We start from the raw sequence: 25,584 nt of genomic DNA, 5'->3' as shown, positions 1-25,584 counted from the left end.
CCACAACGACAATCCTGCTATCTTAAAGGATTTCTTTAATCTTTTTAGTTACTGTTATCTCATTTATTTTTCTAGATACTATTTAAGCGATCTAAGTCAGTAAAAATAGAGAGAATTTTTTTCATTTGCTTCCATTTATCTGTTTCTAGCTCATGACTTTTGTAAGTATAAGTAGAATTTAGTGTTTGTAAGTGTATGATAAAGGCAGCATCTATGATATTCTCCTTTTCCCAATCCCATACTTTTAAGCGATACAGGTCTCTTTTTAATAATTTATATTGCTCTGGCTGAACATTCTTAAAAACTGGTGGTGACACTATTCGACGAAGACTCCATTCTTGTATAACATATGATTCTCTAAAAAAATCAATATGAATACTAAAAGTCTGGTATGAATTTTTTCTATATTCTATAATTAGTTTTTTAATTTCTTTTTCGGGATTAATGGAAACAATATCTTCATTTACATGAAATAAATCTTTTTTTCGTGATAACACGGACTTAATAGATGACATAGCTATGGTGGATTCTTGATGGTCTCTATCTTTACATTGTCTATTTAACTCTTCATATAAGTTTACAAGATTAGTTGGTCCTTGTTTTTCTAAAACCTCTATTATCTTTTCATACATGGTACTCATGTGTTCTTCCTCCGAAATCTACCTAGTTATAACAAGTTTGTTACTTCCATCATATAGTAATTATACAAAAATTTGAAGAAACTTTTTATTCCAATAACAAAATATTAAAAGGACGGATGGATACTAAGTCCGATTAGGGACACTAAAAATGTGTTTCTCAGTGCCCTTTAATTGATCAATAGAATTCCCTATGAGTTAGTATGAATTATTTTTTCTAAATTCGTATAAATAATTTCGCTCATTTCATTGTATCCTTGTTGATTTAAATGAATACCATCCTCACTAAATAACTCCTGATAATCAACAACTTTCATCAATCCCTCACGAATGTCAATACACTCTAAGTGCAGTTCCTTTATTAAGCTATTTAAATGAGTGTTATATAAGCTATGCCAATACTCAATGCCGCCGCAAGAACAAATCCAATGACTAATACTTGTCCCATTTTGACTTGCAAGAAACTTATAGTATTTTACAGGATTAAGAGGAGGTAATGTGATAATGACCGGTTTAATATTGAATTCTTTAAGCGTTGTGATTATTTTCCTTACATTCGCTAAGTAATCATGAATCGAAACGATAGGCATATGAGAGTTGTTAGGGTCCTTTACAACTTCAGGCCAGTTAAAATTACAGTCATTCCCTCCTATATTTATTAGTACATAGTCTGGTTTATGTGAAATCACATCTTTTTCCAATCGCTTTATTAATAAATGAGAGTTATCATTAAAAACTCCCTTATTTAGAATAACGAGGTCTTCTGAGTAAGAGGATAATAACTTTCTTTCGAGGAGAGCAGGATAATTTTCTTTTAGAATTCTCACTCTCCCTTTCACATAGGTAACACCTCTAGTTAAGCTATCTCCAAAACAAATAATCTTCATAATTATCCCTACTTTTCATACGCTCTTTATTTCATTATATAAATTTAGATAAAAAACGGTCTTAAAATAGGTTAATTGGAGCGAAAATAGGTTTTTTATAGATAAATATATAAACGTTTATCCTTACCCATTAGGTATTGTGATGATATAAAATAGGTAATATAATATCCAAACCAAAAAAGGAAGCTGTTCAAAAATCATATTCCATTCTCCTAACATACTATTATTTTACTATATACTATGTTAGCCAACTCGAAATGTAAGCGTATTCTCGCTGATTTGAAAAATTATTTTCAATATATAACCAGGAACAAAACTTTACCTACACCTGTGCTAATAAGAAATGCACGAACAGAGACATAGAGAATGCTAGAAAAAATAAAATGTTTAGCTCTTTGAAAGCACCGTTTTATAGCGGTATATCCTCTTCTTCAAAGGATTGATTACATAAATATTATCAATTTTCATTTTATTACCAGCTAATAAAGTCTTTTTTCTTATTGATTTCATAAAATTAAAGGAAAATGACTTCATTAAATAGAATTGGTACTTATTGGATGAAATCTTAACACAAGTAAAGGTGTGATGAACATAATTACTTTTATAGGTATTACTATCGTCAGTCTTATCATTGTGGAAGAAACAGTAATTCTCGGTTTAAAAAGGTTTTTTAATGGACCATTCAAATGGGAAAGTAAAATAAAAGAGGTATATCAGACGAGAAAGAAAAAGAAAGAATGGGATAAAGCTAGTTAAGATACAATAAGAGTTGCCAATCAATCATAATAGACATGGCAACTCTATTTTTTATTAAAATTCTGAGAAGGACTTATTAGCAAGTTGCTCTATGGTCATATCATCCATCGGGGGATTATGTAAACCTGCTCTTACATCTCGATAATATCTTTGTAGCGGACTTTTAGCTGATAAGCTTCTAGCACCAACTATTCTCATTGCTACATCTACTACTTCAATGGCAGTATTAGTGACAAATAACTTTGCCGCACTTAATTCAGGTAATAGAATAGCTTGTTGATCTGTATCAGCACAATCCCATTTTTTACATACTGAATATAAGAAGTGTTTAGCTACTTGCATCTTCAATTCCATTTCTCCCACTTTCGTTCTTACACTTGGGATTGTGGCTATTGTTCCATTAATACTGTTAGGAGAGTAGGAATTTGCAAATTGAACTGCTTCTCTTTGAGCAGCACCTGCAATACCAAGATAACAGGCTGGTATATGAAGTAACCAAGGATTTATCTTTTTATTTTTGCTTACTTTTTCAACAAAGTATCTATCTGGAATAATTACGTCATGAAAAAACACATCATGACTTCCTGTTCCCTTTAAAGCAATACTATCCCATGTTTCTTCTATTTGAATTCCATTAGAATCTTTTGGTATAAGGAAATTACCGACATCATTAGAACCTTCAATAGATGCTGTTACTAAAAAATAATCAAGCACAGGTGACATCGTTGTAAAAGATTTATGACCATTTATAACCCATGTATCTTGTTTCTTAGTAGCTACAGTTTGCGGCTTCCCCCCTCTTGTTGGGCTACCTGTTTGAGGTTCTGTTGCAGCACTATTTATGAGTGCTCCTTCCACCAATTGCTTATAAACTTCTACTTTAACTGATTCGTCCCAATCCGCTTCGTTTATATTTCTGACAACCCCCATATGCCATCCTATTGATAGTGCAGTTGCACCATCTCCTTGTGCAATGACCTCTTGGAACCGAACTAACTCATATAAGGATATTTCCTTTCCACCATATGTTTTGGGAATGGATAAAGTGGTGTATCCAGACTGTTTTAACTCTTTCATATTTTCATATGGAAAGGAGCTGCTTTCATCCACCTCTTTTGCTCTCCTTGCAAAGTTTTTTGCCATTTCACTAAGTATGTCCAACCGATGTTCCAAGTCATCATTATTCAATAGAGTTTTCATCTTCTCATCCTCCACATCATTCACTAGTAAGTCATTTATTTCATATTAGCATTTATTAAATAGGCTGATAAGTAATAGCTCTTTAAATCTAAATCTTTTTTGTAAATAGCATATAATTAGGTGATAATCAGTATTTTTTTTTGAAAAAATGATGAGTTTCTTCTAATACATGATACAATATATGAGCGAATTATATTTTTACATATTATGAAGGAGCTAAAAACAATGATTATTGGACTATTAATTGTACTAGCTTATCTACTCGGATCTATTCCCTCGGGTTTAATTATAGGTAAAGCATTTTACAATAAAGATATAAGAGAACATGGAAGTGGGAATCTTGGAGGCACTAATACTTTTCGTGTATTAGGCAAAAAAGCTGGATTTGCTGTTACCATCTCTGACATATTAAAAGGAACCTTAGCTTGCTTACTTCCATTAATCGTTACCTCATTATGGGGAATAGAGATTAATATAAATCCTCTCATATTTGGAGTTTTTGCCGTTATTGGTCATATGTATCCTATTTTTGCTGGATTCAAAGGTGGTAAAGCTGTTGCTACTTCAGCTGGAATTCTGCTTGGACACGAGCCGTTACTATTTATCATTATCCTGGCTGTTTTCTTCCTTGCTCTATACATATCCAAGTATGTTTCATTATCTTCCATGATTGCAGGAATATGTGGATTTATTTATACCCTTATATTATGGGATGATAAATTATTGATGGTAATCATGGCCTTATTAACTATTTTTGTCATTTATCGTCATCGAGCTAATATTAAAAGAATTATGAATAAAACAGAACCTAAAATAAGCTGGTTGTAATTTTGATTTAAAACTAGGCAGTATCAAGTACCCTTGATACTGCCTTTTTTATTTCGTCTTTTTCATGCTATAAACTGTCATAAAGTGTAGAGATTCGTCATATCTTTTCCATACCAAGTTTATTTTAGACAAAGGAGAAAATATAGATGGAGAAATCTACTCTAGATAAAGAAATGCTGACTACAGAAGCCTTTGAACAGCTAAAGCAAGCATTTGAAATTCGCATGAAAGATCAAGCTGCATTATTAAAAAGTATGGAAGAAACACTGGAGGATTTAACTTTTCATACGACATACAGTAATAATATTAATAAAATGGTATCAAGCATTACACATGAAGTTCGCAATCCACTAACAACTGTTAAAGGATTTCTTCAGCTTATGAAGCAATCCATAAAGGAACAAACACTAGCTTCCTATATTGATATCTCACTAAATGAAATTTCTCGTGCTTCTGATTTACTAACTGAATTTCTTGCATGTAGTAAAAATCATAAACAAGTCATTGAATCTTATGCCATTAATGACACTATTATGGAGATTTCTCCCATTATTATGGCAAAAGCAAATTTTTCTGATGTACAAGTACACACAACCTTAACGAATGAAACGCTCTTCACAATTGGTGAAAAAAACAAGCTAAAACAAGTGCTATTAAATATAATAACGAATGCATTAGAATCCTATGATGAGATCACATCTTATTCTAATAGAGTAATAGACATTAAGACTGAATTAAACCAAGAAACTATTGTGATTTCTATCAAAGATAATGGAATTGGGATGAAAGAAAAGCAATTAGAACAGTTATTCCAACCCTTACAAACCTCAAAAAAAGAAGGAAATGGAATGGGATTATTTTTATGTAAGAAGTTAATTGAAAGAGCAAATGGAGATATAGTGGTGGAAAGCACTCGGAATGTAGGTACTACAGTAAAACTACTTCTTCCTTTTATAAAGAATTAAAATAATCTTTTGAATATAGATAATGTAATTGTCTATATTCAAAAGACATCATTGTCAATCTTATTGTAGGAAAATTCACCTAGTCTTAACATATTTATTCTATTACTTTTCTCTATTTGCTTACATACAAGTATTTTTTTGTTATCCTAGAATAGATACGTCCATTGTTTTAGGAGAATGAAAATGAAAAAGAAGTTGATTAGCCTATTTATATTATTAATAGTAGTTATTTTTCTCAGTACTATGGCTTACTTAAAGAATGAATCAAGCAGCCTTCACAAGACGAGTAACTTTTCTGAAAGATCCATAAACATTCATGAAAAAGAACTTACACAGGATCAAATAGAGGAAATTACTATAGCAGGTATCGGGGATATATTAATTCACGACAGAGTCTATAATGATGCTAGAGAAGGAGATACATTTAATTTTGACAAGATGTTTCAAAATGTTACTCCTGAATTAAACAAACCTACGATCTTACTTGCCAATCAAGAGACGATAGTTGCTGGTGAATCTATAGGATTATCAGGATATCCTAGCTTTAATAGTCCACATGAAGTAGCAGATAGTGTAAAAGCTGCTGGAATTGATATTGTAACCACTGCTAATAACCATTCATTAGATAGAGGTGTTGATGCACAAAAGCAATCTATTTCTTATCTTGATAGTATTTCCCTTCCTCATGTTGGAACGTATACTTCACATGATGCGCAGAAACAAGTTACTACGTTGTCTTCTGGTGGAATAAAAGTAGCATTTCTATCTTATACTTATGGCTTAAACGGAATACCAATTCCTGAAGGAAAAGACTATATTGTTAATATCATTGATGAACAGAAAATAAAAGAAGAAATAAGTCGTGCAAAAAAGGAAGCTGATGTAATCGTAATGGGGATTCACTGGGGCTCTGAATACGAACGCTATCCTTCCGCCTCCCAAAAAAAATTAGCGCAAATGCTTGTTAATGAAGGAGTAGATATTATCTTTGGAAGTCATCCACATGTTCTACAGCCTATGGAATGGCTAGAAGGCAAGGATGGTAATAAAGGGTTGGTTGTTTATTCTTTAGGTAACTTTTTATCTGGACAGGATGAGGAATATAGAGATATTGGAGGAATGGTCTCTGTGCGCGTTCAAAAAACGACTAACCAAAATGGACAAGCCATTACCTTGCTTGAACCAACCTTCTATCCTACATTTGTTTCTAGTGAAGCAGAGAGAAATTATATCATGCACCCTCTAAAAGACTCTGAGGCAGCAATAGAAAAATATGATTCCTCTATTTATGAAAAGATAACAAATCATATGCTTCAATATATCAAGTAAATTACAAGTCAATTTTTCGCATAAAAAGGAACATTCCTTTATAATTAGGGTATAGTTATAAAGAATACTAATCAAAAAAAAAGCATAAGGAGTTATGTACATGAAAATAATTATTAGTGATAAAGCTGCAGAGTGGTATAAAGAGGAAATGTTGTTACAAGCAGGTGCTTATGTTCGCTTCTTTGCCCGTTATGGTGGATGCAGCACTGTACAACAGGGTTTCTCATTAGGAATCTCGAGTGAAGAACCTGTGAATATTGGTGTAAGCATAGAAAAAAATGGCATCCATTATTATATTGAAGAAAAAGATTTATGGTATTTTGATGACCAAGACTTGTATGCTGATTTCAATGAGGTAGCAAACGAACCAGAATATCATTACGCAAGTTAAGAAGATTATATTTCGCCTAATGAGATTCATAAAACAAAAACTACCAAATGATAATTAACATTTGGTAGTTTTTATTTTCTTCCATTCATCTATGGCTATTATTATAAAGTATTAGAAATTCCTTCTTTTTCTAATATTCGCTTTTGTGTGTCTCCTAATAAATCAAAATGGGAATATCCATCTTTTCTATGATGAATCCATTCTTTTTTTAAGCCATGTTGTTTTCCCCAGTCAGCAAGCTTCGCTAGGTCCGAACACCCGACCTTTGTTACGGTTTTACATCCTGGAAATCGATCATCTAACCAGTAATGAGTTAAAAAGGCAATATTCCCTTGATCAATTTCTTCTTTCCATCTTTTAACATCAGACCTTTTAATTCCAAATGCCATTATAAAATCTCCTTCGCTTATCAAAACATAGAAATTTTACTAGTATATACTTATTTCACTTTCTTAATTTCCTCATACTTATAAAACCATTCAGGGAAAACTCGTTTAAAAGATTTTGGTTTAAAGCTATCTTTTGAAACAATGATATGAGTAGTTGTACCTTCTACACAGATGTCCTCCTCTTGATTAATAATCTGATACCCATAGACTGTTTTCACACCATCATTTGACTCCACCCATGTTTTCACAACTGCTTTATCTCCATATCGAAGTGGTTTTTTATACACTGCATATACATCATATACTGGAGCAAAGTAGCCTTTCTCTTCCATCTCCAAATAACTATACCCTAAATCCTCAATGAAACCTGTTCTCCCTCTTTCGAAGAACTTAAGATAGTTGGCATGATATACTACCCCCATCATATCAGTATCTGCATAATACAAATCAATATTTCGAGAACTCATAAATACCAAGATAACTGCACTTCCTTTTCCTTAACGTCTTATTTAAACTTTAATGCTTTTTTTAATAAGCGTTCCTTGTTAAATAAGTATTTTATTGCTTTTGTTGAAGATAATTGTCCAAAACATTTTGGATATCAACTTCTGATAAAATGGAATAATCTTCCTCTTTTACATCCTTTTCTTCCATTAATCGCAATGCTTGTAATTGTACTGCTTCATCTATTAAGTTTGTTGCAAATCGTCCATTACCTTGTGTGGATGCACTTGGTAATTTTTTATTCAACGCTTCAATAGCTTCACTAGATAGCTCATAATCAAATTTATTAGCATACTGATTCATAATTTTAATTAATTCTTCACGGGAATAATCAGCAAAATGTATAAACTTTTTAAATCTAGAAGTTAATCCTGGGTTACTTTGTAGTAGCTCATTAATTTGATCTGGATAACCTGCAAGCACCACTACTAAATTCTCATTATGCTTTGTCATTTCCATAACAAGGGTATCAATCACTTCTTTGCCAAAATCTTGACCGCCAGCTCCTAATAAGGAGTATGCTTCATCAATAAAAAGCACCCCGCCCAAAGCCTCTCTAATTTTCTTTCGTGTTTTTATAGCAGATTGTCCTACATATCCTGCAACAAAATCAGCTCTACTTGTTACAACTAAATGACCTCTTTTTAACATTCCACAGTCTTTTAAAAATTGTGCATAAAGCTGTGCAACCGTTGTTTTTCCAGTTCCAGGGTTTCCTGTAAATACAGCATGTAGCTGTATCGGTAAATTCCTCTTAGCGCTAGCTTGTCTTGCTTGCTGTATTTTAACAAATGCTATAATTTTTTTTATTTCTTCTTTTACTTTATTTAATCCAATTAACTCATTTAATTCTTTCGAAGGATCAAGCTGCTTATCTTCTTCATCACAAGCAAAATCTAGAGCCTGCAATAACGTATATTGTAGAATTTCCTTTTCGTTTTCCTTGCGTGAGCCTTTATTAAAAATGGCATCCATCACAATATTTTGAACTGCTCTTGCATTACCAAAGCTTTCATCCACTTGCTCTTTTTCTATCCTTTTTAACAGTTCTCTTTTTCCTTCTTCTGTTATAACATAATCGTTAGCCGTAGCAATTTTGTCACCAATAACTAAAAGTTCTTCACTTGTATAATTTGGTAAATGAATGAAATTTGATTGCGGAAATCTACTCCTAAGTCCATGATTTCCATCTAGAAATTGTCTCATTTCTTCTGGGTAACCAGCTAGTATAACAGCGAACTTACCGCCAAACTCTGAACCAGTCATTAACGAAACCAGTGTATCTATAGCAGTTTGACCATAATCATTGCCAGATTGTCCCTCTCTCTTTAAACTATATGCTTCATCAATGAATAACACTCCACCAACTGCTTGCTTTACTAAAGATCTAACATTTTCTTCTGTTTGACCCATATATCCACCAATCAGCTGAGATCGATCTGTTTCCACCACTTCAGCACTTGGCAATACTCCGAGCTCATGATAAATTTTAGCCATTAATCTTGCAAGTGTTGTTTTTCCAGTCCCAGGATTTCCAGTAAAAATCATGTTTAAGCTTAGTTCATCTTGAATGGTATAACCAAGTTTTTTCCGAGATTTTTGATATTTTAAAAACTGATAAAAATCCTTCACTCTTCTTTTCACCGAGTCAAGACCAATCATTTCATTTAGTTGGTCTAACGAGGAAGGATTACTATGTTCACTATCCTCTTCTACAAAAAGCTCTTCCCATTTCTTTTTATAAACAGTTAATTCTTCGATTAATTCTTTAACACTTTCATAATAAATAGAAGTATGAAACACTCCGCTAATAGACTCTTCATATTCTTTAGAAGATTTTAAAAGCTCAGAGGTTTTAGCTATTATTTCTTCGAGAATTACTTGCATATCTTGATACTTACTAATAGCTAGTTCATTAGCATATAAGGAAGCTGTTTCCTTTTGCTTAGATAGCTTTTCTAACTCATCATCTATATTAGTCAAGAAAGTATGACAATTATTAATATACTGCTCTGCAATTTTTCTTTTTGCAGTTCTATTGTCCGTCTCTCTAATATTGGGAAAAACCAACAGATCTAATAAATCCTTAAATTGCTTCCAATCATATTGAGAGTGATACTTTAAAGCTTCCGTATTTGTAGGATCTAGTTCACCAGCTTTGTTAAGCCAAGCAATGGCAATGGTATCTTTATTATTTTTCGCCATTCTAGATTTTGCAGCAATACTTAATAACTTAGAAATTTCCAAGCTATCCTTACTCTCGTCTAACTGCTGAATCCTATCTAGAAGTATTTTCTCCTCTTCGATATATCCTTTTTCATTAAATTCTGTTTCTAATTGAACCAATTCTTCTTGTATAACTTTACCTTGCTTTTTCATTTCTATTTTTTCACTTCACTTAGTAGATTTGGGATGTTCTACCTATAATACTAACATATTTGTCTTATTACGTTAATTTTATTGTTATTTTTTGATTGAAAACAAATAAAGCCTATATCAGTATAAAGAACAAACAACTTGTTCCTTTTGTACTGATATAGGCGGTATTTATTGAGAGTATTACTCTCCTTTTGTTTGAATTACTTGAGGATGCTGACCAGATGTATCTTGCATTTTCTTTCCATTGTTTCCACCAAATGCTCTTGATTTCGTACCGATATGACTAGGTACAAAATGTTTACTGTCCTTTTTTGGATTACTCATATTATCATCTCCTTCCTTACTATTTTGCTCGGAAGGTGATCATCCCATGATAGTAATTATTGCCAAGCCTTAGCGTACTTTCTTTAAATGCTTATTTTCCAATCTTTCTTCAATTCTTTCAATTGCTTCTCTGTCTTTTAATAATTGCATCTTATTTTCCATAACTAGTTCTTGAAATGATCTTTTACGAGGTTTTCTCATGACTTAGCTCCTTTAAAATGTAATAGTACATACATAATTCCCTTTTAATCCATTTATTATTACAATAACATAAAAATATTTCATTATATTATAAAAAGTGTGTTTTTTCTGATAATTAATCGTAAAGGAATGAACAAGCATTCCCTCATTTCTATTATAATAGGACGAAGTATATTTGTAAAGCGCTTTCAATGTTTTTATTCTATGTTAATCCTTCACAATTTCTCTCATTTCCTCTAATGTTAACATGGTATATGCTTTATTTATTATTTTCCCGTTTTTATCAATAAAAAACGTAGTTGGAATACTTAATATATGATATTGGTTGGATACTGTATCTCTTTCATCTAATAGAATAGGAAAAGTTAGTTTCCTGCTCTGAACGAACTCTCTAACTCCTGCTTCATTCCCACCATCAATATTGACTGCAAGTACGACCCAACTATTTTCCTTTTCCTTTGAAATTTGTTGTATATCTAGCATTTCTTTTTTGCAAGGGGGACACCATGTTGTCCAAAAATTTAACATAATATTCTTCCCTTTATAATCGGTAAGATTAACTATTTTACCCTCAAGGTTCTTTAATTGAAAGTTCGGCGCATATTCCCCTATCTCAATGCCTGTTTGATTATTTGCTGATTCTACCAGGCTTGTTTGAACGAAAAGTAAAAGAATAAAGATTAAAAAGCTATATTTTTTCTTCATGATGTGCCTCCTTTCTTTATTTATTATAGATTATCCATTTACTTATTCATTATTAGTTGATTGCGTAAAATTATAATTTAAATAAAAAAAGCAAGAGTACTTTTGAGCACCCTTACTTCCTTCTCTCCTTAATCTATATCTTTTTTTAAAATTTGACCAGTTTGTGCAGAGATTTCTAGATCTACTTCATTACCGTTTTGCTGTGTAACTTCCAATTCATAAATAATTTGGCCAGCCTCTTCATCTAAACTAAATTCTGTTACAACACCTTCTGTATCTTTAAGTGCTATCTCTTTAGCTTGATCTTCAGTAATTTTAATATTATTGGTCATATCAGCTTTTGTAATAACATTTCCATCTTCAGAATTGATATAAATTTCCTCTAAATCATCATCGAACTCAACATGATACACTCTTTGACCATTCTCATCTGTTTCTAAATCTACTTCTTCTACTAAACGATTTGTATTTTCCTCTGCAATTGTAACAGCTTCATTCTTAGAAACTTCTGTTGTTAATGGTAATACATTATTGATAGGGTTTTTAGAAGCGTATGATGTTCTTTCATCCATGATTTCTAACACCACAAAACCTATCCCACAAACTAATAGTAGTCCCAGCGCAGTTTTTTTCCATTTTGATTTTTTTATGTCACTTATAGCTCTTGTTAATTTTTCTTTCATTTTCAATTCCTCCTTCATTTCTTATACTCTTATCTTATCCACTAAAAATGAGACAGCATAAGAAGTAAAATGAGAAATTCATGAGAAATCATCTAGAGACAATGAAATAAACAACGATACGATAGTAAATTTCGTTTAGGGTAATTAATCATCATCCCAACTTATAGCATTTACTTCTCCTGTATACGCATTAATCTGAACTTTAGCTTCACGATTATTCGTATCTTCTAGTTCTACCTCATAATATGTTTGATTGTCTTCTTCTTCTAAATCAACTTCTTGCACTGTACCGTTTACTTCTTTAACAGCTATTTGTTTCGCTTCTTCTTCCGAAATCATGACATTATCACTCTTGTTTTCTTCATTAATCGTTATTTCTTTCGTTATTCGATTGATTAGAAATGTTTCTTCCTTTCCAGCAACCTGATAGGAAAAGTACCTTTCCACCCCTCTTTGTATTTCTTTTATTTCTGTTGGTGAAGTTTGTTCTTGTTCTTGAATAATAGCTTCCGCTTCTGCTTCAGATAGCAAGCCATTATCTTCTTGATTATCCGAATTACTGTTTGGTGTTAAATTAGTTAAGTTTAAAATACTTCCTGAAACCGCATCTACATCTACCTGATATCTCCCAGTAGCCCGTTCTATTTCAAAAGTATATATTTTTTTATCCTCATCTAACTTAACACTACTTGGAGCAACTCCATATGTGTTTATTATTAATTCATTTACAGCTTTATCTGTTAATGAGTTTTCTTTATGCATCCAAAGAAAACCAACTATTATGAGTAATAGAGCAACTGTTAACGTTCCAATTATAATCCACTTTTTTCTTTTTACTTTCATTTACCCAGCTCCTCTTTAGAAAAAATGCAGGTAAAGGTTGTTCCCTCTTCTAGCTTGCTGTCTATTTGTATTTCGCCATTATGAGCATTCATAATTTCTTTAGCAATGGCTAGCCCTAAGCCAACTCCACCTACCTCCCTAGTTCGTGCCTTATCTACCCTATAGAAACGGTCAAAAATATGAGATAACTCTTCCAAAGCAATTCCATCACCATTGTCTTTTACAGCCATCCTTAATTCCTCGCTATCAGAAGTTAATGTAATAGCCATCTGATCAGCGCCATATTTAAAACCATTATCAATCAAAATATATAGTAGCTGCTTCATTTTTAATACATCAGCTAAAATAATAGCGTCCTTATTATCACTCGAAACTATTATTGTTCTATTGCTAGTCATTTTCATTTTTTTTGCAATATCACTGCTGAGCTCAAAAAGATTAACCTTCTCTTCATTTAAACTCCAGTTTCCATCTGCATTAGCAAGTTCTAGTAACTGATTCGTCATATTTTTCATATGAATAGACTCAGAATAAATGGCTTCTATTGACTCTTCTAATACATCTTCCCGTTTTTTTCCCCATCTTTTTAGCATTTTGGAATAACTCTCTATTACGGTTATTGGCGTTTTTAATTCATGAGAAGCATCTGATACAAATTGTTTTTGCTTTTCGTATTGCCTTTCTAAAATGGCGATCATATGGTTAAATGTACTCTTTAATTTTTCTAGTTCATCTTTTTTATTAGCTTGTAATGGAATTTGATGAAATTTCCCTTCTTTTTGAATATTTTCCATTGTTAATATAAGCTGCTGAATGGGATTTAATATGACTCTTGATAAAACTTTTCCAGCCAAAAATGTTGGTACTACAATAATTACAGATGCAGCAATAAGTAAAAGTCTTAATATCCCTAATATTTCCTTTGAACTATTAATATTATCAGTAACCTCTAGAGTAACAACTGAACCATCTTGCCAGATAATCGGCATACTTGTAATGGCATACATCGTATCTTCATGTAGTAAAAGTCTTTTACTTTGAGAGGAAGTAGGTTCAACAGGTAGATCTGCATAGGATGATTCCTTTGTTACTGTATAAAGAATCTGCTCTTGCTTCATAATACGAATCATTCCATTACTAGGCAAATATGCTCGTAAGAAACGATTTATGTCATGTACTTCTGTGTTAGACAAGGAATGTATCCCTTCAGCAGTCTGGTTTCTTTCTAGCTCTGTTATCTCTAAGTCATTAGAATAGAGCAGATTTTGAAACAATAAATAGATGGATATGTTTACGATTATCATAATGACAATTAACATGATTGTCGTAAATGTTTGAATCCTTACTCTAACACTCATACAGAGCTATCCTTAATGATATAGCCTATTCCCCTTACTGTTTGAATAATTGGGCGATCAAAGGGATAGTCCACTTTTTTCCGAACATACCGAATATAGACATCCACAATATTTGTATCTGCCTCAAAATGATAACCCCATACTTGATTTAAGATTTGCTCCCTTGAAACAACTATGTTTTTATTTTCTAATAAATATACAAGTAGTTCGAATTCACGTGGAGTTAATTCTAGTTCTATACCATTCCTAAAAGCACGATAAGATTGAACATGAACTTCTAAGTCCTCTATTGTAAAAATTTTCTTTTGTTCTTTTTTCTCTAGTACAGAGGCAACCCGGAGAACTGCACGAATTCTGGCCAACAATTCCTCTATTTGAAAAGGCTTAGTAATATAATCATTTGCTCCTAAATCTAGACCAGCTACCTTATCCGGAATACTGTCCCTTGCTGTTAGTAAAATGACAGGTACATGGTTATTGGCATTTCGTACTCTTCTTAGTACCTCCAACCCGCTTAATTCAGGTAACATAACATCTAATAATACAATATCCCAATTTTCTTGTGTGATTCTTTCTAATCCTTTACTTCCAGTATATTCTGCAGCTATTTCATATCCTTCGTATTCTAACTCCATCGAAAGAACACGAGCTATTTTCTTATCATCTTCAATAATTAAAATTTTGTCTTTTTTCATCGAATCATCCTTTTATCGATATTATTACTATTATACTTTATTTAAGGTATTTTTTTATATGAATATGGCTAAATCAACTTTTTCACATCAACTAAATATATATGTATTAACATTCAAAAATTTTGATACGTATACCTGCTATAAGAGTTAGTATTAAGCTTAAAACGATGTGTATTAACAAAAAAAGGCGAGGAATCCTTCCATAGGATCCCTCACCTTTTTTTCCAACTATTAAAGAGCTTCAAAACCTTCTGTCAAAACAGGTACTATTTGTTTCTTACGTGAAACAACACCTTTTAATAATGCAGTCTTGTTCTCTAATGTTACATTAAATGCTTTTTCTACTACTGCTTCCTTACTTCCTAATGCCACTGCAACAGAGTCATTATTAAGGATATCAGTAACAACAAGTAAGAATAAGTCTAATCCTTTTGTTGCAATAATACCTTGAACTGCAGCTTCTAATTCAACTTGTTTAGATAGTACATCATTCGTATCAACGGCATTTACTTGTGCAATTTCTACTTTGTATGATCCCATTAAAAATTCTTTTGCATCAATACTTAGTAATTGTTCAACTGTTTTATCACTAAGATCTGCACCTGCTTTAAGCATGTCTAATCCGTACACATCAGGATTAACACCAGCAATTTCAGCTAGTTCTTTTGCTGCATGTACATCTTGCTCTGTACATGTTGGAGATTTGAATAATAGAGAATCAGAAATAATAGCAGATAGCATTAAGCCAGCAACTTCTTTCTTAATTTCCACATTATTTTCTTTATACATTTTGTTTAGAATAGTTGCTGTACATCCAGCTGGTTCCGCACGGTAATATAATGGATCACTTGTTTCAAAATTTGCAATTCTATGATGGTCAATTACTTCAAGAACGGTAACGTCTTTAATATCTGACACACTTTGCTGAAATTCATTATGATCAACTAAAATTACGGAGTCCGTTTCTGCAGCTGCACTTTCAATATAGCGTGGAGCCTCTACTTTAAAGTAGTCTAAAGCAAACTGTGTTTCTCCACTTACATCACCAAGACGAACTGCTTCTGCATTCACTCCAAGTGCTTTTTTTAACTCTGCATAAGCAATTGCTGAGCAGATAGTATCCGTATCAGGATTTTTATGACCGAAAATTAAAACATTACTCATTATCCAATTCTCCTTAAACATATGTAATTATGATGTACTTCTTATTCATACGAAACATACATCTTTCCTTATTTTATCACATCTTCATAATATTAAAAGATTGGATAAGAAAAATCCTATCAATTTCCTATTATTTTGATAGGAAAATTTAGTGTAAGATTTCAATATATAAATCTTAGCATATCTAATAATCTCTTCAATTAGGGAATTGATTTCCGATACAAGGGTTCGCTAATAAAGCAAATGAAAAAGTAATATTATTTTATAAGCATTTAACATAATCACAAAATATAGTTTAAGTCTGTGTTTTCCGAGGCTTACCGATCGCTTTCTATGGGGCTCATCTACAAGCAGCTTCGTCACTTCATTCCTGCAGGGTCTCGGACTTTCTCACAGATCCCCCGTAAAAGTCAACCAGATGTCCCTTCAAACAAGGAAGTATTGGTTACTAAAATAACTTCTTTTTCTATTATGCACTTTTCATTCATTTGCCTCTTCCTAATCCCTCAGGAATCTCATTACTCCCACTACAATCAAGTGCTTAAAAATAACATTTCATTTTCCTAAATCCTCTGACAATAAGAAAAAAGAAGCACAAAAATTGCGCTCCTTTTTTCAAGTAATCTATGAAATTAGAATTTGAATTGGTAGTTTTCAATTTCCCATGCATGAACAGTTGTACGGTAGTTATCCCACTCTTCTTTTTTAGCAGCTACATATTCATAGAATACGTGCTCTCCAAGTGTACTAAGTCCGATTTCACCAGCTTCAAGTTCAGCGATTGCTGCATCTAATCCACCTGGTAAACTATCAATTCCAAGCTCTGCACGACGATCTTCTGTCATATGGAAGATATCTTCGTTAATTGGAGCAGGTGCTTTTAGTCCTTTTTCTACTCCATCTAAACCAGCTGATGCAATCACAGCGAAAGTTAAGTATGGGTTAGAAGATGGATCTGGACAACGAAGCTCAACACGAGTTGCCATTCCACGTTTTGCAGGAATACGAATTAATGCAGAACGGTTTGATGCAGACCATGCAAGATAGCAAGGTGCTTCGTATCCTGGTACTAAACGTTTATAGGAGTTAACTAATGGATTTGTAACAGCTACAAAACTTTTCACATTATCTAATACTCCAGCAATGAAAGAATATGCAGAATCAGATAATTCTAATTCATCACTAGAATCATAGAAGCAGTTTTCTCCATCTTTGAAGAAGGACATGTTAACATGCATTCCAGATCCGTTGATTCCAAACACTGGCTTAGGCATGAAAGTTGCATGTAAACCAAATTGTGCTGCAATTGTTTTTACTACCCATTTGTAAGTTGTAGCTAAATCAGCTGCAGTTAATGCATCAGCATATTTAAAGTTGATTTCATGTTGTCCTTCTGCTACTTCATGGTGAAGTGCTTCAATAGTGAAGCCCATTGCTCTTAAAGCTTTGAAGATTTCAACACGTACTTTTTCTCCTAAATCTTTTGGTGATGGCTCGAAATAACCACCTCTATCTCCTAATTCTTGAGTTGGATATCCATTCTCATCTGTAGCAAATAAGAAGAATTCTAATTCAGGACCTACTGAAATTGTGTAGCCTTTTTCTGCAGCTCTTTCTACTGTTTTCTTAAGAACGTTACGAGTATCTCCCTCGAATAAAGTTCCATCTGGATTTGTTACAGAACATAGGAAACGTGCTTCTGAGTATCCTTCTGTTTCAGTCCAAGGTAAAACAACAAATGTATTTAAATCAGGTAATAAGTATGAATCTGATTTATTAATTGGTGAAAATCCTTTAATGGAAGAACCATCAATCATGATTTTCCCTTCAACTGCATCCTCTAATTGAGCAGCAGTAATGGTAATGTTTTTTAAGATTCCTTCGATGTCCACAAATTGTAGATGTAATAACTCTACATTTTTTTCTTTAACAATACTTTCGATTTTTTCTAATGTAATTTCACTCATGTTAACTTACCTCACAATTCATGTTCTAATATCTAACTTGGTTTCATTATAAGGAATCTTTTAATCTAATACAATAGTTTTTTTAAATTTTTTGAAAAATTTTATTAGATAGCGTTTACATGAATTTTACATACTATTAAACTAGTATTCCGACTGTATAACTAGAATATTAAGTGGCTCCATCAACTAAAATAAATATAAAATTCTGAATTTTCCTTATTTTAGTTTGTTTTTCGTCTTTTATCTTTTAATTACTTTCATTTAAGCCTACTTTCAATATTTCCCTATTCGAAATATATAGCTTATATTGTTCATATGATGAATGCAGTAATAGAAATACTTTCTTATGAAAAATAGATAATAACTCTATTAAAAATCTCTTTATAGGTAGGTGGCTTTAAAATGAGTATGTTAAAACCAATTTCATTTAGCAGTAGATTTCCCCAAATGGATGTTATCGGCACTTCTTTTGCCGGTAATCAGAACCATCTTATCCCATTATCATTCGGCTTTCCCGCACCAGAATCTTTACCAGTAGATTTAATGGCACCTGCTACTAAAGCAGCAATGGAGGCTCAAGGAACTAATTCATTAGGATACACAGGAGGAAGTGGACCAAATCATGTGGTGAATTGGATAAGAGAAAGATCTCAACGCAGAAATCTTGAAGTGAGTAATAATCAAATAGTAGTTACATCAGGTAGCTCACAAGGAATTGATTTAGTTACTAGAACATTAACAAATCCTGGTGATGAAGTATGGGTAGAGGCTCCCACTTTTTTCGGAGCCATTAAAACCTTTCGTCTTGCGGAAGTTCATTTAACTTCTTTTCCTATTGATGAGAATGGATTAATAGTCGATACATTAGAACATGAGCTACAATATCGAATTAGTAACAATTTACCTTTACCTAAAATACTCTACATAATTCCTAATTATCATAATCCTGGTGGTGTGTGCTTATCTTTAGAACGCAGGAAAAAACTAGCTGAGCTAGCATATGAATATAATTTCTTTATTCTCGAAGATGATGCTTATGTGGAGCTCTCTTTTGATAGTCATTTTCTACCGTCTGTTTATTCCTTTGCACCAGAAAGAGTCATATATTTGAGTACTTTTTCTAAAATTATCGCACCAGGAATACGCTTAGGATGGGCAATTGGCTTACCTGAAGTTATAGAAAAAATGAAGTTATTAAAAATTGATGGGTTAACAAGTGTTTATGTACAAGAAGTTACTCATCAAGTACTTGAAAAAATGAATATGGATGACCATATCTCTTCCTTGAACTCCATATATGCTTCAAGAAAGAATGCAATGGTTGCTGCTATAAGAGAACACTTTGGAAATGATGTATCATTCCATGAACCAACTGGTGGATTTTTTCTTTGGCTTACTTTTAACAAGGATGTAAATACTAGCGATTTTATGGATATTGCGGTTCAGGAAGGGGTTTCATTCATTGATGGTAAGCATTTCTTTCTTAAAAATGAAGGCTTTCATTATATGAGATTATGTTTTACCTATTGTGATGAGGCTACCATTTATGTAGGAATAAAAAGACTTGCAAATAGTTATTATCAATATGTGAAAAGCAAGCTAAATTTAGAGGAAGCTCAATAATGCATCCATTAGTTAGTAAAAAAAGACCTAAAATTTATATACGTAAAACTATTCCACAAAATTATTTAGATAAAATGATGGAATTAGGTGCTGAATTAATAATGGAACCTTGGCAATATGGTGATCTCGAACAACCACCTAAGCATGATATTAGTCACTGTAATATTGTTTTGACATTAGGACTACATGATACTCTAGCTATAACACAATTTGCTCCAAAAGTAGAATGGGTTCAATCTTTGAGTGTCGGCTTAGAAGCTTTATTACATAAAGATGTTATAGAGAGTCCGATCACGATAACAAACACGAAAGGTTGCACTTCCGTTCCAATTGCTGAACATACTATTGCCATGATTTCTGGATTAGCAAGAGGCATTCCTTTCATGATTAGAAATCAACTTAAGAAGGCATGGGAACCCACTCCCATTACAGATCTTACTAAATCAACTGTAGGAATTATTGGCTATGGTGAAATTGGAAAAGAAATAGCTAAGCGGTGTAAAGCCTTTAATATGTCTGTTATTGGATGTAAAAAAAGACCTGAAATCCAAAAATCAGATGATCCTGCTGATTTTATTGTAGGATTAGATGAATTAGATACCGTCATTAAAAAAGCAGATTTTCTTATTTTAGCCTTACCTTCTACAAAAGAAACCTTTCATTTAGTTAATAAGAAAAAACTTGAAATGATGAAGAAATCTAGTTTTTTAATTAACATTGGCAGAGGAAATATTATAGTAGAAAAAGACTTAATTACCGTACTAAAGGAAAAAAGGATTGCTGGTGCCGCTTTAGATGTTTTTGATATAGAACCATTGCCGAAACACCATGAATTATGGGATTTAGATAATGTCATTATTTCACCACATAATGCCTACTATTCTCCAAATACGATGGATAGCTATATGGAGCTTTTTTTAGAAAATATAAAACGATTTATGAATGGCCACGAATTATTAAATGTGGTTGATAAAAGAATGGGTTATTAAAAAAATCGAGGACTTTTATCCTCGATTTTTTCCTTATTTATTAAACTGTTTCAAAACCTTCTTGTTTCCAAGCTGTAGTTCCACCTTCGATATAAGCTACATCTGTAAAGCCCATTTGTTTAAGTAAATATGCTCCAAGACATGCTTGTCCACCTAGACCACATGTTACGAGAATAGAACGATTACGGTCTGCTAATTCTGGATCTCTTAATTCTTCTGGTAATTCTAAATCTGCACGAATAGGAAGCATTCCTAAGGAGATGTTTACAGAGCTTGGAATTAATCCACATGCACCTGCGTCAACTGCATCTTGAACATCGATGATATATGTATTTGGGTTATCTTCCAATTTCTTTTTAGCTTCTACTGAAGAAATTCCTGATACGTTACTTTTCGCTTCTTCTACTAATTTACCGAACGTTAATGCCACTATTCATCACTCCTATATATTATTTATCATTATTATAATAGCAAACTTATTTACCAATTACTAGTAAAGCGCTTTTTATTATAATGATTAGAAAACATCATGACGATAATGTAGCATCTTCCATTTGATTTTTCTTCTATCATCTTCTATTTCCTTATTCTCTCATCTGACATAAAAAGGGTCTAATCTTATCGACTGGAGAATTAGGCGAGGCACCAGATCAGACATTAAATAGCCGGAGAAATTACTCTTTATTCATTACTTGCATAAAAAATAGCTCCAATAAGCGGAGGATTTCCGACTATTCCTTAAATAGCATGAAACAAGGCCAATTTCTCCTTACTTAACCGGAAAAACTCCCCTCATTATCCTTAAAATCAGATTCTACTTGCACGTAACCGGAAATTCTCCGTTTATTTTACTTTGTTGAGTACAGAAAATTTTATAATGAACCCAATTCATAGATACGTTTTTTCATTCAGTTCTGCAAGCATTTTGATACCTTGAAATAGGGTCTTCTTTTCTAGAAAAAACAGAGAGACTATCAAAAATTGATAGTCTCTCAAATCTTACTAGTTCTTTAACTTATCACGTAATACCATTGGTAGTATTCCACCATGACGGTAGTAGTCTATTTCTACTTCAGAATCAAAACGTACTAATGCATCAAATGTTGTTTTCTTGCCATCTTCATCTGTTGCAGTAACTTCAACAAAATCACGAGGCTTTACTGTTTCATCTACATATACATTAAACGTTTCTTTACCAGTCAAGCCTAAGCTTTCCGCACTTTCGCCGTCTTTAAACTGTAATGGTAATACACCCATTAACACTAAGTTGGATCGGTGAATTCTTTCAAAGCTTTCTGCAATAACTGTTTTTATACCTAAAAGATTCGTTCCTTTTGCTGCCCAGTCACGAGAAGATCCCATTCCGTAATCTTTTCCAGCTATAACCATTAAGCCAGTTCCTTCTTCTTTATATTTCATACAAGCATCATAGATAGAAGTCACTTCACCAGTTGGCCAATAAGTGGTAAAACCACCTTCTGTTCCTGGTGCAATTTGATTACGAATACGGATATTAGCAAAAGTACCTCTCATCATTACTTCATGATTTCCACGTCTTGAACCATAAGAGTTGAAATCACGAGGTTCTACTCCGTTATCTTTTAAATATTTCCCTGCTGGTGTATTGATTCCAATTGCTCCAGCTGGAGAAATATGGTCAGTAGTTACAGAATCTCCAAACTTCCCGACAATTTTCAATCCTTTTAAAGGTAATACTTGATCTGGATCAGGTTTAAGCCCTTCAAAGAAAGGTGGGTTTTGAATGTAAGTAGAAGTATCATCAAACGTATATAATGAATCGCTATTTGTTTCAATTTCATTCCAACGCTCATTATCATCAAATACTCTGTCATATTCTTTATTAAATAATTCAGGTGTCACTGTACGATGAACTACCTCATTCACTTCTTCTGTAGATGGCCAAATATCTTTGAAGTAAACATCATTGCCATCTTTGTCTTTTCCGATTGAATCATTTTGAAGATCAATATTAACCGTACCAGCTAGCGCATAAGCTACTACCAATGGTGGCGAAGCTAAATAGTTAGCTTTTACTAACGGATGAATACGGCCTTCAAAGTTACGGTTACCAGATAAAACACTTGTTACTAATAAATCAGAATCCGCAACCGCTTTTTCAATTTCATCGCGTAATGGACCAGAGTTACCAATACAAGTTGTACAACCATAACCAACAAGGTTAAATCCAATCTGTTCTAAATATGGTAATAGACCAGAATCTCTTAAATATCCTGTTACTACTTTTGAACCAGGTGCTAAAGATGTTTTTACGAATTTTGGAACTTCCATCCCTTTTTCAACAGCTTTCTTTGCAACTAAACCTGCTCCAACAAGTACATATGGATTAGAAGTATTCGTACAGCTTGTAATCGCAGCGATTGCCACAGATCCTGTTTTCATGGTAGTAGAATCTCCATTAGCAAAGTCTACTACTACTTCTTTATTGAATTCTTCTTTCTTTAAACCAAATCCTTGATTGCCTTCTTTAGCAGTTATAGAAGAAATAAATGCTTCTTGCATATTAGATAAAGGAATTAAATCTTGCGGACGTTTCGGTCCAGATAGATTTGGTTCGATTTCAGAAAGGTTAATTTCAACTACTTCTGTATATACTGGTTCAAGACTAGGATCAAAGAACAAACCATTTTCCTTACAGTATGTTTCTACCACTTTAATCTGTTCTTCTGAACGACCAGTTAAACGCATATATGCTAGTGATTCATCATCAATTGGGAAAAATCCACATGTTGCGCCATATTCTGGAGCCATATTAGCAATAGTTGCACGATCTGCAAGTGGAAGTTGAGTTACACCAGTTCCATAAAACTCTACAAACTTCCCAACTACTCCTTTTGCACGAAGAACTTGTGTTACTTTAAGTGCCAAATCTGTAGCAGTTGAACCATTTGGCATATCACCAACTAGTTTCACTCCTACTACTTCTGGTACTGGAAAATAAGATGGTTGTCCTAGCATTCCCGCTTCTGCTTCAATACCACCTACACCCCAACCAAGAACTCCAATCCCATTAATCATCGTAGTATGTGAATCTGTACCTACTAAAGTATCTGGAAATGTTTCGTATTCTCCATCTACTGTTTCATTAACATGAACAACATTAGCTAAATATTCTAAGTTAACTTGATGCACAATACCTGTTGCTGGTGGTACAGCTCGATAGTTATCAAAAGATTTTTGAGCCCAGCTTAAGAACTGATATCTTTCCGCATTTCGTTCAAACTCCAAATCCATATTTGCTCTTAATGCATCTGGTGTTCCATATTTATCTACCTGCACGCTATGATCAATAACCAAATCAACTGGTTTTTCAGGATTAATTTTATTAGGATCTCCACCTAAATCAGCCATAGCTTTTCTTAAAGAAGCAAGATCCACTACTGCAGGTACTCCTGTGAAATCTTGTAGGATAACTCTAGAAGGTTTAAAAGGTACATCTACCTCTTTCACTTCATCAGTTCCCCATTTTGCTAAGTTTTCAACATGCTCTTGTTTAATAACGAAATCATCCATTTGTCGTAAAACAGATTCTAGTAACACTTTAATAGAATACGGTAATTTAGATACCTTACCGATTCCAGCGTTTTCTAACGCAGCTAATTGATAGTAATGATAACGCTTCCCATCCAATTCAAAGGACTTTCGCGCATTAAAAAAATCTTTTGCCATATGTATTACCCCCTCATTGTAATCATATACCAAAAATAGAAAAATAGTCGAATATTTTGATCTTTCTATTATCTATTTACTATCAATTATTGTATTACACGTTTCTTGATAAGTAAATAACAATAAAGTTATCAAATACTATAAGATTTACTTATGAGTAGATTTGGTTTTGATTTACTATTTTCTAATAAATCTAATCCCTCACTTTAAGCTTCTCGAAACGCTAAGGAAAGCCCATGGTTAACACTATTTAAATAAAAGAGGACATCTTCTCTATATAGAAGACATCCTCTAACCATAATTCCTTCATGTTTTAATTGACTTCCTACATTATATATGGAACCTTATTATTCACTCATTAACGGCACTATCTTAAATGCCGTTTACTTCGTCCACAATACTTTTAAGATCTCTTTGAAACGTTTCTAGTTGCTCTCTCTGATGCTCTGAAGCAACTTCTAGTGCATTTTCTATTTGTTGATATGTTTCATTTATTTCTTGTTGTAAATGCTTTAACTGATGGCCATAATTTGCAGAGTCTTTTACAATATCTTGATATAAAGTTTGTGTGTCATTCATATTACGCTGAGCATCCTGAAATGCTTCTTGTTTATTACTATGATAAGGCATAGAAGTACCTCCTAATTGTTTGTTATTCATGTTGCATATTGTTAAGTTGTGCAGGCGCCCGTAAAAATATTCGGTATAAAGTGGAGAAAGAAAAACCATTCTAATATAGAAAGTTGTAGTACTCTCATGACAAACAAAAGGAGAGATATGTATGAATAAGAATGATAGTAAGGATATGCGTAAAAATGCTCCTAAACAATCTGGCCAACCTGAGCCATTGAGTGGAAGTAAAAAAGTAAAAAACCGCAACCATTCTAGACAGAAACATAATAGTCACCATGATCTATAAGAATTAATTTAGCTGTTTTAGATTAAGTAGTAATTCGTTCTACTTACCTAACCATTTTAAGGAATATGAAAAAAGTCAAATGAGTTACATCTTTAAACTCATTTGACTTTTCATGAATTATGTTTGGACAATAGTTAGA

26 protein-coding genes are annotated in these 25,584 nt (G+C 32.8%); 8 read left to right on the top strand and 18 right to left on the bottom strand.

Annotation, left to right across the window (positions count from 1 at the left end):
- Positions 1-71: 71 nt before the first annotated feature.
- Entirely contained in the window at positions 72-641 is a 570-nt protein-coding gene (locus F9279_RS06305) for a hypothetical protein (protein ID WP_152111945.1), read from the bottom strand.
- A 188-nt stretch (positions 642-829) separates the two neighbouring features.
- Positions 830-1,525: an SGNH/GDSL hydrolase family protein gene (locus tag F9279_RS06300; RefSeq protein WP_152111944.1), complete on the bottom strand. Its 696-nt coding sequence runs from the start codon at positions 1,523-1,525 to the stop codon at positions 830-832.
- A gap of 585 nt (positions 1,526-2,110) precedes the next feature.
- Here F9279_RS06300 and F9279_RS25075 point away from each other — a divergent pair.
- The gene (locus tag F9279_RS25075; protein ID WP_193224484.1) at positions 2,111-2,281 is read left to right on the top strand and encodes a hypothetical protein; all 171 of its coding nucleotides are present in this window, start codon (positions 2,111-2,113) and stop codon (positions 2,279-2,281) included.
- Positions 2,282-2,335: 54 nt separating this feature from the next.
- Here F9279_RS25075 and F9279_RS06295 read toward each other — a convergent pair whose 3' ends face one another.
- Positions 2,336-3,481 (bottom strand): acyl-CoA dehydrogenase family protein, encoded by a 1,146-nt coding sequence (locus tag F9279_RS06295; RefSeq protein ID WP_152111943.1) that lies wholly within the window; start codon positions 3,479-3,481, stop codon positions 2,336-2,338.
- 225 nt (positions 3,482-3,706) lie between these two features.
- Here F9279_RS06295 and plsY point away from each other — a divergent pair, with 225 nt between their 5' ends.
- From plsY to F9279_RS06275, 4 genes are all read left to right on the top strand, one after another.
- Positions 3,707-4,309 (top strand): glycerol-3-phosphate 1-O-acyltransferase PlsY, encoded by a 603-nt coding sequence (gene plsY, locus F9279_RS06290; protein ID WP_152111942.1) that lies wholly within the window; start codon positions 3,707-3,709, stop codon positions 4,307-4,309.
- Positions 4,310-4,455: 146 nt separating this feature from the next.
- On the top strand, positions 4,456-5,274 hold the full coding sequence (locus tag F9279_RS06285; protein WP_152111941.1) for a sensor histidine kinase: 819 nt from the start codon (positions 4,456-4,458) through the stop codon (positions 5,272-5,274).
- Between the two features lie 183 nt (positions 5,275-5,457).
- Entirely contained in the window at positions 5,458-6,603 is a 1,146-nt protein-coding gene (locus F9279_RS06280) for a CapA family protein (protein WP_152111940.1), read from the top strand.
- 100 nt (positions 6,604-6,703) lie between these two features.
- Entirely contained in the window at positions 6,704-6,994 is a 291-nt protein-coding gene (locus F9279_RS06275; RefSeq protein ID WP_152111939.1) for a HesB/YadR/YfhF family protein, read from the top strand.
- A gap of 101 nt (positions 6,995-7,095) precedes the next feature.
- On the opposite strand, the gene F9279_RS06270 is transcribed toward F9279_RS06275, so the two are convergent.
- The 12 genes from F9279_RS06270 to glnA form a co-directional block, all read right to left on the bottom strand.
- Positions 7,096-7,383, bottom strand: coding sequence for a hypothetical protein (locus F9279_RS06270; RefSeq protein ID WP_152111938.1), 288 nt, complete (start codon positions 7,381-7,383; stop codon positions 7,096-7,098).
- A 50-nt stretch (positions 7,384-7,433) separates the two neighbouring features.
- Positions 7,434-7,850, bottom strand: a complete 417-nt coding sequence (locus F9279_RS06265) for an acyl-CoA thioesterase (protein WP_152112117.1) — start codon at positions 7,848-7,850, stop codon at positions 7,434-7,436.
- Positions 7,851-7,941: 91 nt separating this feature from the next.
- A complete protein-coding gene (locus tag F9279_RS06260; RefSeq protein WP_152111937.1) occupies positions 7,942-10,266 on the bottom strand; it encodes an AAA family ATPase in 2,325 nt (774 codons plus the stop codon).
- Between the two features lie 180 nt (positions 10,267-10,446).
- Positions 10,447-10,590 carry an acid-soluble spore protein N gene (locus tag F9279_RS06255; RefSeq protein WP_152111936.1) on the bottom strand — a complete coding sequence of 48 codons (144 nt, stop codon included), beginning with the start codon at positions 10,588-10,590 and terminating at the stop codon, positions 10,447-10,449.
- A 69-nt stretch (positions 10,591-10,659) separates the two neighbouring features.
- Positions 10,660-10,791 carry an FbpB family small basic protein gene (locus F9279_RS06250; RefSeq protein ID WP_152111935.1) on the bottom strand — a complete coding sequence of 44 codons (132 nt, stop codon included), beginning with the start codon at positions 10,789-10,791 and terminating at the stop codon, positions 10,660-10,662.
- A gap of 207 nt (positions 10,792-10,998) precedes the next feature.
- Entirely contained in the window at positions 10,999-11,496 is a 498-nt protein-coding gene (locus F9279_RS06245) for a redoxin domain-containing protein (RefSeq protein WP_152111934.1), read from the bottom strand.
- A gap of 128 nt (positions 11,497-11,624) precedes the next feature.
- Positions 11,625-12,179: a PepSY domain-containing protein gene (locus F9279_RS06240; RefSeq protein WP_193224483.1), complete on the bottom strand. Its 555-nt coding sequence runs from the start codon at positions 12,177-12,179 to the stop codon at positions 11,625-11,627.
- Positions 12,180-12,323: 144 nt separating this feature from the next.
- On the bottom strand, positions 12,324-13,022 hold the full coding sequence (locus F9279_RS06235; protein ID WP_152111932.1) for a PepSY domain-containing protein: 699 nt from the start codon (positions 13,020-13,022) through the stop codon (positions 12,324-12,326).
- Positions 13,019-14,380 (bottom strand): sensor histidine kinase, encoded by a 1,362-nt coding sequence (locus F9279_RS06230; protein ID WP_152111931.1) that lies wholly within the window; start codon positions 14,378-14,380, stop codon positions 13,019-13,021. Before F9279_RS06230 ends, F9279_RS06235 begins: the two co-directional genes overlap by 4 nt.
- A complete protein-coding gene (locus F9279_RS06225) occupies positions 14,377-15,075 on the bottom strand; it encodes a response regulator transcription factor (protein ID WP_152111930.1) in 699 nt (232 codons plus the stop codon). Before F9279_RS06225 ends, F9279_RS06230 begins: the two co-directional genes overlap by 4 nt.
- Before the next feature lie 231 nt (positions 15,076-15,306).
- The gene (locus tag F9279_RS06220) at positions 15,307-16,239 is read right to left on the bottom strand and encodes a manganese-dependent inorganic pyrophosphatase (RefSeq protein ID WP_152111929.1); all 933 of its coding nucleotides are present in this window, start codon (positions 16,237-16,239) and stop codon (positions 15,307-15,309) included.
- Between the two features lie 632 nt (positions 16,240-16,871).
- The gene (gene glnA, locus F9279_RS06215; protein ID WP_152111928.1) at positions 16,872-18,206 is read right to left on the bottom strand and encodes a type I glutamate--ammonia ligase; all 1,335 of its coding nucleotides are present in this window, start codon (positions 18,204-18,206) and stop codon (positions 16,872-16,874) included.
- A gap of 402 nt (positions 18,207-18,608) precedes the next feature.
- Between glnA and F9279_RS06210 the strand changes: the two genes are divergently transcribed.
- Both F9279_RS06210 and F9279_RS06205 read left to right on the top strand, forming a co-directional pair.
- A complete protein-coding gene (locus F9279_RS06210; RefSeq protein WP_152111927.1) occupies positions 18,609-19,829 on the top strand; it encodes a PLP-dependent aminotransferase family protein in 1,221 nt (406 codons plus the stop codon).
- On the top strand, positions 19,829-20,818 hold the full coding sequence (locus F9279_RS06205) for a D-2-hydroxyacid dehydrogenase (RefSeq protein WP_152111926.1): 990 nt from the start codon (positions 19,829-19,831) through the stop codon (positions 20,816-20,818). Before F9279_RS06210 ends, F9279_RS06205 begins: the two co-directional genes overlap by 1 nt.
- Before the next feature lie 40 nt (positions 20,819-20,858).
- Here the strand turns inward: F9279_RS06205 and F9279_RS06200 are convergent, their stop codons facing one another.
- The 3 genes from F9279_RS06200 to F9279_RS06190 form a co-directional block, all read right to left on the bottom strand.
- Positions 20,859-21,248: a rhodanese-like domain-containing protein gene (locus F9279_RS06200; RefSeq protein WP_152111925.1), complete on the bottom strand. Its 390-nt coding sequence runs from the start codon at positions 21,246-21,248 to the stop codon at positions 20,859-20,861.
- Positions 21,249-21,820: 572 nt separating this feature from the next.
- Entirely contained in the window at positions 21,821-24,526 is a 2,706-nt protein-coding gene (acnA, locus tag F9279_RS06195; RefSeq protein WP_152111924.1) for an aconitate hydratase AcnA, read from the bottom strand.
- A gap of 372 nt (positions 24,527-24,898) precedes the next feature.
- A complete protein-coding gene (locus tag F9279_RS06190; protein ID WP_152111923.1) occupies positions 24,899-25,156 on the bottom strand; it encodes a hypothetical protein in 258 nt (85 codons plus the stop codon).
- 151 nt (positions 25,157-25,307) lie between these two features.
- On the opposite strand from F9279_RS06190, the gene F9279_RS06185 reads away from it, so the two are divergent.
- Positions 25,308-25,445: a small acid-soluble spore protein P gene (locus F9279_RS06185; protein WP_152111922.1), complete on the top strand. Its 138-nt coding sequence runs from the start codon at positions 25,308-25,310 to the stop codon at positions 25,443-25,445.
- Positions 25,446-25,584: the final 139 nt, after the last annotated feature.

Source organism: Bacillus sp. B1-b2, from assembly GCF_009183415.1.
GTDB lineage: Bacteria > Bacillota > Bacilli > Bacillales > Cytobacillaceae > Niallia.
Note: the sequence above shows the minus strand (reverse complement) of the source record. Positions and strands in the feature narration are given on the sequence as shown.

What these genes read in the sequence shown, in the direction of transcription:
- F9279_RS06305 (WP_152111945.1), bottom strand. Translation starts at nt 641, where the DNA reads ATGAGTACCATGTATGAAAAGATAATAGAGGTTTTAGAAAAACAAGGA.
- F9279_RS06300 (WP_152111944.1), bottom strand. Translation starts at nt 1,525, where the DNA reads ATGAAGATTATTTGTTTTGGAGATAGCTTAACTAGAGGTGTTACCTAT.
- F9279_RS25075 (WP_193224484.1), top strand. Translation starts at nt 2,111, where the DNA reads ATGAACATAATTACTTTTATAGGTATTACTATCGTCAGTCTTATCATT.
- F9279_RS06295 (WP_152111943.1), bottom strand. Translation starts at nt 3,481, where the DNA reads ATGAAAACTCTATTGAATAATGATGACTTGGAACATCGGTTGGACATA.
- plsY (WP_152111942.1), top strand. Translation starts at nt 3,707, where the DNA reads ATGATTATTGGACTATTAATTGTACTAGCTTATCTACTCGGATCTATT.
- F9279_RS06285 (WP_152111941.1), top strand. Translation starts at nt 4,456, where the DNA reads ATGGAGAAATCTACTCTAGATAAAGAAATGCTGACTACAGAAGCCTTT.
- F9279_RS06280 (WP_152111940.1), top strand. Translation starts at nt 5,458, where the DNA reads ATGAAAAAGAAGTTGATTAGCCTATTTATATTATTAATAGTAGTTATT.
- F9279_RS06275 (WP_152111939.1), top strand. Translation starts at nt 6,704, where the DNA reads ATGAAAATAATTATTAGTGATAAAGCTGCAGAGTGGTATAAAGAGGAA.
- F9279_RS06270 (WP_152111938.1), bottom strand. Translation starts at nt 7,383, where the DNA reads ATGGCATTTGGAATTAAAAGGTCTGATGTTAAAAGATGGAAAGAAGAA.
- F9279_RS06265 (WP_152112117.1), bottom strand. Translation starts at nt 7,850, where the DNA reads ATGAGTTCTCGAAATATTGATTTGTATTATGCAGATACTGATATGATG.
- F9279_RS06260 (WP_152111937.1), bottom strand. Translation starts at nt 10,266, where the DNA reads ATGAAAAAGCAAGGTAAAGTTATACAAGAAGAATTGGTTCAATTAGAA.
- F9279_RS06255 (WP_152111936.1), bottom strand. Translation starts at nt 10,590, where the DNA reads ATGAGTAATCCAAAAAAGGACAGTAAACATTTTGTACCTAGTCATATC.
- F9279_RS06250 (WP_152111935.1), bottom strand. Translation starts at nt 10,791, where the DNA reads ATGAGAAAACCTCGTAAAAGATCATTTCAAGAACTAGTTATGGAAAAT.
- F9279_RS06245 (WP_152111934.1), bottom strand. Translation starts at nt 11,496, where the DNA reads ATGAAGAAAAAATATAGCTTTTTAATCTTTATTCTTTTACTTTTCGTT.
- F9279_RS06240 (WP_193224483.1), bottom strand. Translation starts at nt 12,179, where the DNA reads ATGAAAGAAAAATTAACAAGAGCTATAAGTGACATAAAAAAATCAAAA.
- F9279_RS06235 (WP_152111932.1), bottom strand. Translation starts at nt 13,022, where the DNA reads ATGAAAGTAAAAAGAAAAAAGTGGATTATAATTGGAACGTTAACAGTT.
- F9279_RS06230 (WP_152111931.1), bottom strand. Translation starts at nt 14,380, where the DNA reads ATGAGTGTTAGAGTAAGGATTCAAACATTTACGACAATCATGTTAATT.
- F9279_RS06225 (WP_152111930.1), bottom strand. Translation starts at nt 15,075, where the DNA reads ATGAAAAAAGACAAAATTTTAATTATTGAAGATGATAAGAAAATAGCT.
- F9279_RS06220 (WP_152111929.1), bottom strand. Translation starts at nt 16,239, where the DNA reads ATGAGTAATGTTTTAATTTTCGGTCATAAAAATCCTGATACGGATACT.
- glnA (WP_152111928.1), bottom strand. Translation starts at nt 18,206, where the DNA reads ATGAGTGAAATTACATTAGAAAAAATCGAAAGTATTGTTAAAGAAAAA.
- F9279_RS06210 (WP_152111927.1), top strand. Translation starts at nt 18,609, where the DNA reads ATGAGTATGTTAAAACCAATTTCATTTAGCAGTAGATTTCCCCAAATG.
- F9279_RS06205 (WP_152111926.1), top strand. Translation starts at nt 19,829, where the DNA reads ATGCATCCATTAGTTAGTAAAAAAAGACCTAAAATTTATATACGTAAA.
- acnA (WP_152111924.1), bottom strand. Translation starts at nt 24,526, where the DNA reads ATGGCAAAAGATTTTTTTAATGCGCGAAAGTCCTTTGAATTGGATGGG.
- F9279_RS06190 (WP_152111923.1), bottom strand. Translation starts at nt 25,156, where the DNA reads ATGCCTTATCATAGTAATAAACAAGAAGCATTTCAGGATGCTCAGCGT.
- F9279_RS06185 (WP_152111922.1), top strand. Translation starts at nt 25,308, where the DNA reads ATGAATAAGAATGATAGTAAGGATATGCGTAAAAATGCTCCTAAACAA.